The 11,948-nt window shown below is 69.2% G+C and carries 10 protein-coding genes and 1 tRNA gene; 6 read left to right on the top strand and 5 right to left on the bottom strand.

Features of this window, described 5'->3' with window-relative positions; all coding sequences use genetic code 11:
* Nucleotides 1-11: 11 nt before the first annotated feature.
* Complete coding sequence (locus tag IMT31_RS00120; protein ID WP_413543361.1) at nt 12-1,307, bottom strand: fatty acid desaturase; 1,296 nt, start codon at nt 1,305-1,307, stop codon at nt 12-14.
* A 91-nt stretch (nt 1,308-1,398) separates the two neighbouring features.
* A complete protein-coding gene (locus IMT31_RS00115; protein ID WP_413543360.1) occupies nt 1,399-2,460 on the bottom strand; it encodes a ferredoxin reductase in 1,062 nt (353 codons plus the stop codon).
* Nucleotides 2,461-2,519: 59 nt separating this feature from the next.
* Here IMT31_RS00115 and IMT31_RS00110 point away from each other — a divergent pair, with 59 nt between their 5' ends.
* Nucleotides 2,520-3,818 carry a helix-turn-helix domain-containing protein gene (locus IMT31_RS00110; protein WP_413543359.1) on the top strand — a complete coding sequence of 433 codons (1,299 nt, stop codon included), beginning with the start codon at nt 2,520-2,522 and terminating at the stop codon, nt 3,816-3,818.
* Here the strand turns inward: IMT31_RS00110 and IMT31_RS00105 are convergent.
* Genes IMT31_RS00105 through mptB (IMT31_RS00095) form a run of 3 tightly spaced genes read right to left on the bottom strand, consistent with a single transcriptional unit; the run spans nt 3,815 to nt 8,330 of the window.
* Entirely contained in the window at nt 3,815-5,149 is a 1,335-nt protein-coding gene (locus IMT31_RS00105; RefSeq protein WP_413543358.1) for a glycosyltransferase family 87 protein, read from the bottom strand. The two genes, IMT31_RS00110 and IMT31_RS00105, sit on opposite strands and share 4 nt — an antisense overlap.
* Nucleotides 5,146-6,753, bottom strand: coding sequence for a polyprenol phosphomannose-dependent alpha 1,6 mannosyltransferase MptB (mptB, locus tag IMT31_RS00100; RefSeq protein WP_413543357.1), 1,608 nt, complete (start codon nt 6,751-6,753; stop codon nt 5,146-5,148). The genes IMT31_RS00105 and mptB (IMT31_RS00100) overlap by 4 nt, the downstream gene beginning before the upstream one ends.
* Entirely contained in the window at nt 6,750-8,330 is a 1,581-nt protein-coding gene (gene mptB / locus IMT31_RS00095; protein WP_413543356.1) for a polyprenol phosphomannose-dependent alpha 1,6 mannosyltransferase MptB, read from the bottom strand. Before mptB (IMT31_RS00095) ends, mptB (IMT31_RS00100) begins: the two co-directional genes overlap by 4 nt.
* Before the next feature lie 139 nt (nt 8,331-8,469).
* Between mptB (IMT31_RS00095) and orn the strand changes: the two genes are divergently transcribed.
* From orn to IMT31_RS00070, 5 genes are all read left to right on the top strand, one after another.
* On the top strand, nt 8,470-9,060 hold the full coding sequence (orn, locus tag IMT31_RS00090; RefSeq protein WP_378109339.1) for an oligoribonuclease: 591 nt from the start codon (nt 8,470-8,472) through the stop codon (nt 9,058-9,060).
* A 48-nt stretch (nt 9,061-9,108) separates the two neighbouring features.
* Nucleotides 9,109-9,184, top strand: a tRNA-His gene (locus IMT31_RS00085).
* Between the two features lie 319 nt (nt 9,185-9,503).
* Entirely contained in the window at nt 9,504-9,941 is a 438-nt protein-coding gene (locus IMT31_RS00080; protein WP_413543355.1) for a hypothetical protein, read from the top strand.
* Nucleotides 9,935-11,185 carry a sensor histidine kinase gene (locus IMT31_RS00075; protein ID WP_413543354.1) on the top strand — a complete coding sequence of 417 codons (1,251 nt, stop codon included), beginning with the start codon at nt 9,935-9,937 and terminating at the stop codon, nt 11,183-11,185. The genes IMT31_RS00080 and IMT31_RS00075 overlap by 7 nt, the downstream gene beginning before the upstream one ends.
* Nucleotides 11,185-11,877 carry a response regulator gene (locus IMT31_RS00070; RefSeq protein ID WP_413543353.1) on the top strand — a complete coding sequence of 231 codons (693 nt, stop codon included), beginning with the start codon at nt 11,185-11,187 and terminating at the stop codon, nt 11,875-11,877. Before IMT31_RS00075 ends, IMT31_RS00070 begins: the two co-directional genes overlap by 1 nt.
* Nucleotides 11,878-11,948 lie beyond the last annotated feature (71 nt).

Below are 11,948 nucleotides of genomic sequence, written 5' to 3'. Positions count from 1 at the left end.
ACCGGACCCGGTCAGCCCCGGTTCGGCAGCGCCAGACGGAAGATCTTGCCCCAGGTGGACCCCACCTGCCGGTGCAGGGGCCCGATGTTGTAGGGCAGCCCGTAGCGCTCGCAGATCTCGCGGACCTGTACAGCCACCTCGGCATAACGGTTGGAGGGCAGATCGGGGAACAGGTGGTGCTCCACCTGATGGGAGAGATTCCCCGTCATGAAGTGCATGGCCTTGGACCCGGAGATGTTGGCGGAGCCGATCATCTGCCGCACGTACCAGTCGCCACGGGTCTCCCCCTCGACCATCTCCTCCGTGAACGTCTCCGCGCCCTCGGGGAAGTGACCGCAGAAGATCACGGCATGGGCCCAGATGTTGCGCAGCCCGTTGGCAGTGGCGGTGGCCAGCAACGCCGATTTCCCGGAGCCGGTGAGCAGCTGGGCGGCCAGAGGGGTGGCCGCGTAGTCCTTGGCGAACTGCTTGGCGGCCTTCGCCCCGACGACCCTCAGGTCCCGGAACAGCTCGGCCTTGGACTTCTCCCCGGTCTTGACGCGGTCCAGCTCGAGGTCATAGAGGGCGATGCCCCATTCGAAGATCGGCGCCAGCCCGGCGTTGATGACCGGGTTGAGGACGTGCTTGGGCTCCCATGGCTGGTCCCGGTCCACGCGCAGCACGTTGTAGCCGACGTCCCGGTCCTTGCCGATCACGTTGGTCCAGCGGTGGTGCATGTCGTTGTGGGTGTTCTGCCATGCCTTGGAGGGGGTGACGAAGTCCCATTCCCAGGTGGTCGAGTGGATGTCCGGGTCACGCATCCAGTCCCACTGCCCGTGCAGGACGTTGTGCCCGATCTCCATGTTCTCGATGATCTTCGCGACGCTCAGCATGGCGGTTCCGGCCACCCAGGCCAGCTTGTGGTTGGCACCGAGCAGACAGGTGCGGCCGGCGAACTCCAGTCCGCGCTGGACCCGGATGACCTTGCGGATGTAGGCGGCGTCCGTGGCACCGCGCTTGGCCAGGATGCCGTCCCGGACCGCATCGAGCTCGCGTCCGAGGTCGGCCACCTGCTCGTCGCTGAGGTGGGAGGCCGCCGGCGGGCGGACGGTGGGCCTGCCGCTGGCCGCAAGCGTGCCCGCCCGTACGGCGTCGGTTCCCGGTGCACGACGCCGGCCCTTCTGGTCCGCGGCTGGCTGCGGTTCTCCGGAGGGCCCCTTGCCCCGACCCGGGGCCCAGCTGACGGTGTCCGGCCCCTCGATGGTCTTGGGCTTCTGGGCGCCGAGCAACCGCTGGGCTGCGGACTGCTGCTTGTCGATGATGGTCATGTGGCTCCTAGGGGTGGGAAGCGGTGAAGTCGGTGAGGCTAGGCCGGATTCGGCCGGGTTCGGTGAGTGGTGGGGCGCCCTGTCCGTGAGGCTACAGTGCCAGGCTGACCGGTCCGGCAGCGGCGCTGACACAGGTCTGGATGAGTTCTCCGGGGTCTCCGTGTACCTCGCCGGTCCGCAGATCGGTGACCTGACCGGAGCGCAGGGGCACCAGGCAGGCGTGGCAGATGCCCATCCGGCAGCCGCTGGGGGCCGCCACCCCGGAGTCCTCCGCCACCTCAAGCAACGGCACGTCACCGGCCGCCTCTACCTCGAGGTCCGAGTTCTCGAACACGGCCATGCCGCCGGCACCCGCGATCCCGGCCGCCAGGTCGGCCTGGAACCGCTCAATCCTCAGGCCCTCGGCACCGGGGCCGATCTCGCGTGACCAGAGCCCCTCGGCGTCATCCAGGAAGCCCGTGGGTCCGCAGGCATAGGCGGCCCGGTCCCGCCAGTCGGGGCACAGCTGATCCACGGCGTGGGACGTGGTGAGGTCCAGGCGCCCCTGGTCCGCGGTGAGGTGGTGGAACACCCGCAGCCCCGGGAACTGTTGGGACAACTCCTCCAGCTCCTCCCGGAAGGGGGAGGCCTCGATTGTGCGCACCGAGTGGACGAGGACCACATCAGCATCAGGTCTGCGCGGGACCAACGTGCGGATCATGGACATCACCGGGGTGATCCCGGACCCGGCCGTGAGCATCAACAACGGACGGGGGTGTTCTGGAAGGGTGAAATCACCCTCCGGGCGGGCCAGGAAGAGCACATCTCCGGGCTCGGTGTCCCGCACCAGCGCCCCGGAGACCTTGCCGATGTCCGAGACCGTGATCTCCGGGTCCATGCCTGCCGCGGCGGAGAGTGAATAGGAACGCCACTGGCGCACGCCGTCCACGTCCACCCCGATGCGGGCCCATTGGCCCGCCTCGTGGGCCTTCCAACCGGATCCGGCACGGAAGGAGAGGGTGGCCGTCCCGGGTGCGGGGCGCTCGACCCTCGTCACGATCCCGCGCAGCTGCCGGGACGAGTGCACCGGGTCCAACAGCGCCAGGAAGTCCTGGGGCGATCGAGGGGTGGAAAGGACTGAGGAGAACAGGGACAACAGGGAACGACCAGCCATCTCCTCAGACTATACGTTCGCAAGGCTAAGTTCTTCACCGGTGGGATAAGATTGTCTTCATGAAATTGTCTCCACAAGACAAACAGGACAAGGCGTCCCCTCATCCCCTCGCCGGCGGACCCCCGCCGCCGAAGGTCGGGGACACGTCCCGGGCCCAACGCTCCCACGGGGTCGGGGAGGCCGATGGCGCGCCGGGCCCACCATGGTTGTCCCTGCCCGCCGACATGGCCGAGGTGTTGGCCCCGGCGGTTCCGGACGTGGTCGCCCAGATCATCGAGGCGGTCCCGAACCAGATCCCGGCCTATCACATAGCGCGCACCGAACGATTCAGCGAGGTGCTCTTCCTGGGCGTCCAGGGCGCCCTCGAACAGTTGCTGTCCCTCCCCGGAACCGACCATCCGGCCCTGAATGAGGAGTCACGCCAGCTGGTGGCGGCCCTCGGAGCCGGCGAGTTCCGACAGGGCCGGAGCATGGACGCCCTCCTGGCCGCCTACCGCACCAGCGCACGGATCACCTTCCGCGGACTGTCCGAGGCCTGCGCGCGGCTCGGCCTGCCCATGGAGGTGGTGGTGGACCTCGGCGAGACGATCCTCGCCTACATCGACGAGTTGTCCGCCGTGAGCGTGCAGGCCTATGCGGTGGAGCAATCGGCCCACGCGGGGGCACTGGAGGTGCGCCGTGCCGACCTGGTGGCCGCTCTGGTGGGTGGCGGGGCCGAGCTCCACGAGGTCCGCCGGCTGGCCTCCGGGGCCGACTGGCACCTGCCCCAGCAGATGGCGGCCGCGGTGTTCCCCCTCGCGGCCGCGGCCAGTGTCCGTATGCGTCTGGGTACCTCAGGGATCGTGGTCGAGCGCGAGTCCGAGGCCACGGCCATCGTGGGCATCACGCAGTCCGAGCGGCTCCGGCCCCGGCTACAGGAGGTCTTCGCCGGCTCCTCCGCCGTGCTGGGTCCAGCCGTCGCCTGGGACGCCGTACCACACTCCCACCGGGTGGCCCAGCTGCTGGCGGCCCAACTGCCGCTCGGGGACCCAGTGGACCCGGAGGAACCGATCTTCGCCACGGACCACCTGTCCCGGATCGTCCTCGGATCGGAGACGCAGGTCATGGAGGACCTCGCCGTCCGCCGGCTGGCTCCCCTCGAGGCGCTGGGGCCGGCCAAGCGCCGTGTCCTCGAAGAGACGCTGCTGTTGTGGTTGGTCCACTGGGGCCAGCGTCTCCCGGTGGCTCGGGAACTGGGGATCCACGCCCAGACCGTGGGGTATCGGGTGGCGAAGCTGAAGGACCTCTTCGGCGGCGATCTGGAGGACCCGTTGGTGCGGTTCGAACTCGAACTCGTCCTGCGCTCCAGGATCCGCTAGGACACCGGTTCCGTGCGGACGGGTCCGCGTCCGGCCGGAGGCAGCAGGAAGCGGTCGGGTTCGGTGGCCAGGACTCCGGCCGAGGGATCCGGGCGTGGCACCAGGTCACGGTCCGGCTCGCGGATGTCCCGGATCACGGACACGCAGATCCAGATGACGGCGGCCATGTGCAGAACGATCCCGGAGCCGTACCAGAGCGGGATCCACAGGGCACCGCCTCCGAACGCTCCCTCCGAGGTGATCCGGGCGGACTCCATCCAGACGCCGCCCCAGTGATAGACCTCCACCGCCTGCCAGATCCAGAACTGCCGCCAGTCCGGCCGGGCCAGGACCACGAGGGGGATCAGCCACATCACGAACTGCGGGGAGTACACCTTGCCCAGCAGGATGAAGGCGGCCACGATCAGCAGGCACAGTTGCGCCATTCGGGGGCGCCGCCTTGAGGACAGGCCCAGATAGGCGATCCCCACGCAGCACAGCGCGAAGAGTCCGTTGGAGATCAATGAGAACGTCTCCCCGGACCAGCCGGTCCAGGTGAAGGCCAGCCACATCGAGGAGAAGGACACCTCGCGGTCGCCGGAGAACGTGTAGAAGCGACTCCACTGGTCGAGGGCCGTGACCATGAAGGGGACATTCACGGCCAGCCACGCGACGATGCCGGCGGCCAGGGACTTGAAGAAGACCCCGAGCTTCCCGGCCCGCCAGCACAGCACGAGGATGGCGCCGAAGAAGAACAGCGGATACAGCTTCATGGCGGCCCCGAGGCCCAGGACCAGCCCGGCCAGGATCGGGTGACTGCGGGACCACAGCAACAGCCCGAGGGCGGCCAGCATGACGGCCCACAGGTCCCAGTTGAGGAACGAGGTCAGGATGATCCCCGGGGCCACGGCCACCATCAGGGCATCCATGGACCGGCCGCGCGCGGTGTAGGCCGTGGCCACCACGAGGATGAGCCAGCAGATCAGGGCACCGGCGGCATTGACGTCGAAGTAGGTGACGGTGCGCTCCAACAGGGTCCCGCCCTCCGGGACGAACCAGGCGCTCACCCCGGCCACCACCGCCAACAGCGCCGGGTACTCCATCCACTGGTCCTCCGGCAGGGGCGTGTAGAAGGGGAAGTACCCCTCGGCCAGGCCTCGGGTGCCGAACAGCTGCCCGAAGTCCGAGTAACACATGTGGATGTGGACGCCAGGGGCTTCCCAGCCGTTGACGCGGCACCACTGCTTGGACAGCACGGCGATCACGGCGGCCAGCAGGGTGGCCCCCACGAGCACGATGAGCAGCCGGCGGTCCGGCCCTGCGTGCTGGGCGGCTGGTCCGGTCTGGTTCACGGCTTCTCCTGATGGGTGGGGCTACTGGGGTGTCGGCGGGACCGCCACCGGGTGGTCAGGGGGAACAGGGTGGACGTCTTGGGGTCCAGAAAGACAATGAACACCATATAGGTGAGACCGACGGCGGCGGTGGTGACCCGCACCCAGAACAGGGAGATCCACTGGGCGACGGAGAGTTGGTCCACCACGCCCACGACCACGAGCACCATGACGAGCAGATACAGCGTCCACACGGGCCACCCCCGCCAGCGCCGGACCACCGCGAACAGGGGCAGGACCCAGAGCAGGTACCAGGGCTGGATGATGGGTGCCAGCAACACGGCCGCCAGCAGGGCCAGTCCGGTCGCCAGGGCGGGATGCACCGGCCTCCGGGTCAGTGCCAGCCAGGCCGTGAATCCGGCGGCCGCCACCTTGCCCAGCGTGTAGACCACGTCCGCCACGGGGCGCACCCCCGCTCCGGTGACCCAGTCCACGAGCCAACCGATCCCCAGTCCCAACAGGCCGAACGGGGCGTACGGGAAGGCCGCGTCACCCTGGCTCAGCATGGCCGGGATCCATCCGAACCACAGTCCGGTGGCCGCCCCGGTGCCCACCAACACCGCGGCGGCGACCGCAAGGCACAGCGTCCAGACCCTCCCCCTGGCCGCCCACCCGGGCCGCTCCCCCAGCATGAGCAGGCCGGCGAAGGGTAGCGCGATGACGGTCAGGGGCTTGATGGCGATGGACAGGGACACCAGGACCAGACCGGACAGGTTCCGCCCCCGGGTGGAGCCGGGCCCGATCAGGACGAACCCGGCCAGCAGCAGCCCCACCATGAGCGAGTCGTTGTGGACCCCGGCGATCATGTAGATCGCGAACAGTGGATTGGCCACGGAGATCCACACCGACCAGCCGGGCTCCGTCCCGAACCGCCGCGCCAGCCGGGGCACCGCCCACAGACACAGTGCCAGCCCGGCCACGGACACCGCGCGGAACAGCAGGAAGGACGGCTCGGGACTCCCCCCGGTCACGAACCAGACGGCCCGGGACACCAGGAGGAACAGCGGGCCATAGGGAGAGGGCGATTCCGCCCAGATCGAGTCGGCACCCTGCATGAACCACCCGGGCAGCTCGGAGATCCAGTCCTCGTAGGGGTTCAGGCCGGCGTGCAGGAGCCGTCCCTGACTGAGGTAGGAGTAGACGTCCCGGGAGAACACGGGGAAGGCGAGCAACAGCGGGGCCGCCCACAGCCAGGTGGCCCGCGTGACCGTGGGGCCCGCGGCACCCCAGCGGCCCTCGAGCCGTTGCCCCAGCCGCAGCCAGGCCCGCACCAGCAACAGGGAGCCCAGCACCAGCAGGATGGCACAGGCCACCACGCCCACCGGTTCCACGCGCAGCGGATTGAGCACGGTGGTCCGGGCGAACAGTGAGGTCGGGGTCATGGCCAGCCAACCGACGCCCCAGGAGCCGACCATGATCATCAGGGAGCCGATGAGCCCCTGCCAAAGGCTGGGAGCCGGCTGGTCCTCCGGGCCGCCGACCAGGTGGCGGGTGATCGGCGCCTGGCCCAGACGGCGGCGCAGCCCCTCCAGCCGACCGGTCGTCGCTCTGTTCGGCTCCGTCACGGCGAGGTCGGCTCCGACGTTTCCGCTGGCTCCGGCGCGCGCCGCCTGCGCAGCCGATCGGCGGTGCGGCGCAGGGCAGCCCGCACATGCCATTCCTCCTTGAGGATGGAACTCGTCCACGGATCCAGCAACAGGATCCACAGCATGCAGGCCCAGGACAGGAACGTCGCCAGCTGGGCCAGCTGGGTGCCGATCCCCAGGAACTGCCAGACGAAGAGCTGGTCCGCCGCCCCGAAGGCCACGAAGAAGGCCACGGTGAACACGACCCACTTCAGCTGCCAGTCACTGCGGATCCCGATCACGGCGAAGAACGGCAGCAGCCACAACAGGTACCAGGGCTGGATGATGGGGGTGAGCACCACCAGGGCGGTGAAGGCCCAGGTCATCCGCTGCATGAGGTGCTCGTGCCGGCCGCGGAACATGAGCCAGACGACCACGAGGATGGACAGCAGCCGACCAACTGTCTTGAACGCGTCGAGCACCCAGTCATCGGCGACGCCGAGGGAGCCGAGGATCACCTTGGTGCCCTCAGCCAGGATGCCCACCGGGGACCAGGGCACGGAACCTGTGCCGGTGCCGAGCATCACGGTCAGCCAGCTGAAACCGAACCCGTTGAACACGCCGACCAGCACCATGATGACCCCGGCGATCCCTGCCGTCAGGAACCAGTATCCGAAACGCCGGGCCCAGCTGGCCCCGCGCCCGGCCCAGAGCAGTCCGATGAAGGGCAACAGCACCATGGTGATGGGTTTGATGCCCAGTGACGCCGTGACGAGCAGGACTCCCAGCAGCCCACGACCGGTGGCGGCATACCAGACGCCGGCCACGGCCAGGCCGGTCATCAGCGCGTCGTTGTGTCCCGAGGCCACGAAGCTGATGAGGAACAGCGGGTTGGCCACCGTGATCCACTGGGCCCGCGCCGCGTCGGTGCCCAGCAGGGAGGCCAGCTTCGGCACATAGACCATGATGAGCACCACCCCGGCCACGGCGGCCAGCCGGAACAGGAAGATGGCCAGGTCCGGGTCATCGGGACCGGCCACGGCCATCACGAGCTGTTCGATCCACAGGAACACCGGGCCGTACGGTGTCTCCGTCTGCGCCCAGGTGGTGTCCGCGCCCAACTGGAACCAGTTGGAGAGCGTGGAGATGCCGTCCTCGTAGGGATCCCGGCCGGCGATCATGAGCCGGCCCTGGCCGATGTAGGCGAAGATGTCCCGGGAGAAGATCGGCAGGCAGGCCAGCAGCGGCAGGGTCCAGGCCGTCGTCGTGAGGTTGACGATCCTCAGTGAGCCCGGGCCGAAGGGCCGGAGCACCCTGCCCAACCGCAGCCAGCCCCAGAACATCAGCCAGCAGCCCAGCGTCAGGACCACCGTGCCCGTGATGACGCCGGACTCAGAGGTTCGCCAGGGGATGAGCCAGCCCCAGCGGTTGATCGGTGAGACCGAGGCCAACCATCCCACTGCGAGCGATCCGGCCAGCACCGCGCAGGAGCCGAGGAAGCCGATCACGGCGGGAATCCAGACGGACACGGTCCACGAGGCGGCGGCGGATTCCGCCCGGGTACTGGACACGCTCATCGCAGGCGGGATCCTTCCGTGCAGTGGGCGGCCGGTCCACAGCCCGCCGCGGGCTTCGACACAAACTACCACCGGCGCTCAGGCTACTGTGGGAGGCGTGGCAGTTACAGCAGAGAACCTCGTGTGGATCGATTGTGAGATGACCGGGCTGGACCCCGTCGCGGACGCCCTGGTGGAGATCGCGGTGCTGGTGACGGATGCCGAGCTCAACGTGCTGGGCGAGGGCGTGGACGTCGTCATCAGGCCCCCGCAGGAGGCGTTGGACCAGATGGTCCCCTTCGTGCGGGACATGCACACCTCCTCTGGCCTGCTGGAACGGCTGGAGGACGGCGTCTCCCTCGCCGAGGCCTCCGAGGCCTGCCTGGCCTACATCACCGACCACTGCCCCACCCCGGGCAAGGCGGTGCTGGCCGGCAACTCGGTGGGCCAGGACAAGTTGTTCCTCACCCGGGACCTGCCCGCCATCACGGACCACCTGCACTACCGGATCGTGGACGTCTCCACGCTCAAGGAGCTCGCCCGCCGCTGGTACCCCAAGGCGTACTTCCAGGCCCCGGCCAAGACCGGGGGCCACCGCGCCCTCGGGGACATCATCGATTCGATCAACGAGCTGCGCTACTACCGTGAGGCCCTCCTGGTGCCCTCCCCCGGACCCGATTCGAAGGCAGCTCGGCGGATCGCCGCCGGCGTGGAGAAGGTTGGTTCGGAGGCCCCCGGAAACCGTGTATGATGGAACGCGCTGTCACGGTCGGTTCGCCGATTCGCGGCACGCGACATGGTGGGTATAGCTCAGCTGGTAGAGCGTCTGGTTGTGGTCCAGAAGGTCGCGGGTTCAAGCCCCGTTACTCACCCCATGATGAGGCCCGGACTCCAAGGAGTCCGGGCCTCTGTTGTCTCCGGGAGCAACAGCGAGCACGTCATGTCCCCCAGGGGATGACGTGGGATACCGTCCTGGACTGATGCATCCAGAATCTCTGCGGGAGAGACTGTCAGAGGTTCCTGGGGCGAGGGAGGCTTCCCTCATTCCGGGAGGGCACCGTCTCATGGTTGATCCCCGGGTGGCCGCTCCGCGGGGAGCGGTCACCCGGGCCATCGGATACAGTGCTCGTGGCCGATGCCCCGGAACCCGTCTCCCGGTGGCGGTCCGAGAACCGGCCGTCCAGAGGAGCACCCGTGAACCAGACCCCTGAAGACGGTCGGCGCGCCGCTCCCGGCCGGGCCCGTGCTCTGATGGTCACTGACGCCGAGGGCCGGGTGGTCGAGGGATGGGCTGTACGGCGCGACCTGGTGGTGGTCCTCCAAGCCCGGCTGACCGCGCCACATACCGTGCTCCTCGACGGCCAGACAGTCCAGGCGGTGGCCGCACATGAACGGACCGGCGCGGACGGGACGTGGACCGCCCTCGTCCTCCCCGAGGGGTCCCTTCCCCTCGACGGGGAGCTCCTTCCCTCCGGGATCGATCCTCTTGCCGTCCTCCCCGGCCTGCGCGGCCGCGACCCTTCCGGCCGCCCCGTCCCGTCCGTCCAAGGTCTTGAGGCCGAGGACCCCGATGCCTGGCATACGGACGGTTCGTGGTGGTGCAACGTCTTCCCGAGGTTGCCAGGATGTTGAAGTCTCCTCTCCTCACCGGCCGTTCGCTCCTGAGACGGTCCCTCGCCGTGGCCATCTGCCTGGGCGTGGACCTGGCGCTGTTCCTGTCCAGCTTCGGCTTCGGCGGTGTCGACTGGATCGGCGGCACTGCGCCGACCTGGACGGTCGCCGCGCTCCTCATGCTGGGCCACGCCGTGCTGGGAACCGTTCGCTCGCCCTGGGCCGGATACACGGTGTTCCTCGCCCTGATCGTGGTCCGTCCACTCATCCCCTCGCTCGACCCCTTCGCCGGGTACGCGCTCGCGCTGTTCCTGATGGCGCGGGCCCCGGTCCCCCGCCACGCGTGGCTGGCCCTGGCCGGCGCCGCGGTCGCCGTGGTCTTCAATACGATCGGGGTCTACCGGATCGACAGCGCTCCCGGGCCCTCGGGCAGCATCGCCGTCTCCGTGTTCATCTTCCTCCTGGTCTACGTCACCGTGTGGACCGTCGGGCGGATGCTGGGCCGTTCGGACCGGCGCCTGATCCGCCATCAGGCCACTGCCCTCGAGGCGCGGGAGGCAGCCCTGGCCGAAGAACGCCTGCGGATCAGCCGGGAACTGCACGACTCCGTGGCACACTCCCTCACGGCCATCGTGCTGCAGTCCGCCGGAGCCCGAACCGCACTGCGCCGCCGCGCCGCCTCGGAGGAGGAGATGGCGCAGTTGCTCAGCGGCATCGAGTCCACCGCCTCACAGAGTATGCGCGAGCTGCACCGGATGCTCGGGATGTTGCGCACCCCTGACCCCGAGGACATCCTGAACCCTGCCGACGCCTGCCTGCGCCGTGGCCCCGATCAGGCCCCGTTGCATGGTCTGGACGAGATCGGAGAGCTCGTCGAGACGGTACGGGAGTCCGGGGTGGACGTTGTCTCGACGGTCTCGGGGGTACCCGTGCCGGTTGACCCCAGCGTGGGACACACCGCGTACCGCGTGGTGCAGGAGGGACTGTCCAACGTCATGAAGCACGCCGGGCCAGGAACTCGCGCGCAGGTCACCCTCGAATGGCGACCGGCACGGCTCGTCCTCTCCGTGCGCAATACGCAGGGCACCTCCTCCCCTGCCGCCTCCGTCTCCGGCGGCTTCGGGCTGGCAGGCCTCCGGGAGCGGCTGGACGTGGCCGGCGGCACCCTGCAGGCGGGCCCGACGTCGGACGGCTACCTCCTGCAGGTGGGTGTCCCGACCACCGTGGGCACGGACACACCATTACCCACGCCCGAGGAGCACTGATGTCCATCACCGTTCTGATCGTGGACGACCAGCCCATGGTGCGGGCCGGCATCAACCTGCTGCTCGCCGCCGAGGAGGACCTCGAGGTGGTGGGTGAGGCCGGTTCCGGTGACGACGCCGTCACTGAATCCCGGCGGCTGCACCCGGACGTGGTGCTCATGGACGTCCGCATGCCCGGGATGGACGGCGTCAGCGCCACCCGGCAGTTGGTCCTCGAGAACGGCACGGGCGCCGACCACCTCGTCCGGGTCCTGATCATGACCACCTTTGACGACGAGGACGTGGTGGTGGATGCACTTCAGGCCGGGGCCAGCGGCTACCTGCTCAAGCACGCCTCCCCCACCGAGATCGCCGACGCCGTACGCCGCGTCTCCCAAGGGGACACGTGGTTGGACGCCACGGCCGCCGGCCGGCTGGTGGACCGGCTGCGCCCGCGGGTCAACAACCAGGCGGACGTGACCGGAGTCCTCTCCGCCCGCGAGCAGGAGGTCCTGCGCCTCGTGGCGGCAGGGCTCTCCAACGGGGAGATCAGGGACCTGCTCGTACTCAGCGAGGCCACCGTGAAGACCCACGTCTCCCGGATCCTGCTCAAGACCGGCTCCCGGGACCGGGCCGCCGCCGTGGCCCTGGCCTACCGGAGCGGCTTCGTGCACCCGGACGATCCCACCCCCGGGGGCCCGGCGAACCGGTGACCGGCCGCCGAGAATGGCCTCGACGGATCGGCCGAGCGCGTCGTGGCCCAACCCACCGGGGGGCCGTGGCG

Origin of the sequence: Citricoccus nitrophenolicus (assembly GCF_047305825.1) — a bacterium.
Lineage (GTDB): Bacteria > Actinomycetota > Actinomycetes > Actinomycetales > Micrococcaceae > Citricoccus > Citricoccus nitrophenolicus.
This window is presented reverse-complemented; position numbering and strand designations above follow the sequence as displayed.